Below are 1,021 nucleotides of genomic sequence, written 5' to 3' on the forward strand. Positions count from 1 at the left end.
ATGCCGCCCATTGCATTCACGGCACACCTTGCGCCAGTTTGGGGATCAGTTTTTTGGTTTCTGGTTTGGGATGGTTTGGGTAAAGTCCTTGCCTGTCTTTCAGGTAAGGCTTCATGGTCACCAGCTAAAAAGCTGGCGCCAGCAGGGGGTTTAATTTGTAGCAAAGCCATATATCCAGGGCACTGTAAATGTCACCACCAAATAGGCAATAAGTAGAATAAACCGGATACGCTTCTTATCTTCCGGTTCATTTCCCCATCTTTCCTCTAATTTGCTTATATCAAAGCCACGTTCATAACGGTACCAGTTAATAACTATTAAAATGACAGCTAATAAAATTATATAAATTTTATCAGGTCTTTTAAACCCAAACAATATACTCGCTAATAAAATTAAATTTATAAAAGTAAGCATTTGGTATGAAGCAACAATAGATGATGCATAAATATCCCGATGCACATCCTTATGCGTAACTATATTATACCACCTATAATAAATGTAATCAAAAACCTTAAACATCATTTTACTTTTTTCGCAACAGGTACATAGCCGATGCCAACGACTGGGTTAGACATCCAATAATAATCATCAATATGCTCACTAATTCCTTGACCACTAATTCCAAGAGTAAGTAGATCTGCTCCAAAGTAAATTCCCCCTATACCCATAGTTATCGGGTGAGGTATTGCGCCTATAACACCAAATGTTGCATCTACTATGTTACCCCCGGTTGGATTATCAATTGCTTGATATACAGCAACAGAAGCTCCAATAAAAGACAATTTTCTAGCAATGCTCTGACCTGTCTTAGAAGCAAGTTTGAAATCTGTAGTCCCCCAGTATCGCGGTTTTACTTCTGATCCTAAAGAAATACCTGTTGCAAATATGGAATTAACAGCCACAGCTGTTCCAATCCAATCTTGACCGGATCTGGTTTGATGGTGCTCACTCTGCGCTGCTTCATAACCCAAATCCTCACCCACAGTAGCACCCCCGCTAGCCACCAACTCCTGCACCAAAG

At 40.1% G+C, this 1,021-nt stretch carries 2 protein-coding genes; both read right to left on the reverse strand.

Translation table 11 applies throughout. The features are described 5' to 3' along the window. Positions 1–150 precede the first annotated feature (150 nt). Positions 151–522 (reverse strand): hypothetical protein, encoded by a 372-nt coding sequence (locus C900_RS24770; RefSeq protein ID WP_245558486.1) that lies wholly within the window; start codon positions 520–522, stop codon positions 151–153. Beyond that, the coding region (locus C900_RS24775) for a hypothetical protein (protein ID WP_157494191.1) at positions 519–1,021 on the reverse strand (503 nt) is incomplete at its 5' end. The genes C900_RS24770 and C900_RS24775, both read right to left, overlap by 4 nt.

Origin of the sequence: Fulvivirga imtechensis AK7 (genome assembly GCF_000331535.1) — a bacterium.
In the GTDB taxonomy this organism is placed as follows: Bacteria; Bacteroidota; Bacteroidia; order Cytophagales; family Cyclobacteriaceae; genus Fulvivirga; species Fulvivirga imtechensis.

Excerpts from the sequence above, each read along its gene's own strand:
- C900_RS24770 (WP_245558486.1), bottom strand. The coding sequence starts at position 522 with ATGATGTTTAAGGTTTTTGATTACATTTATTATAGGTGGTATAATATA.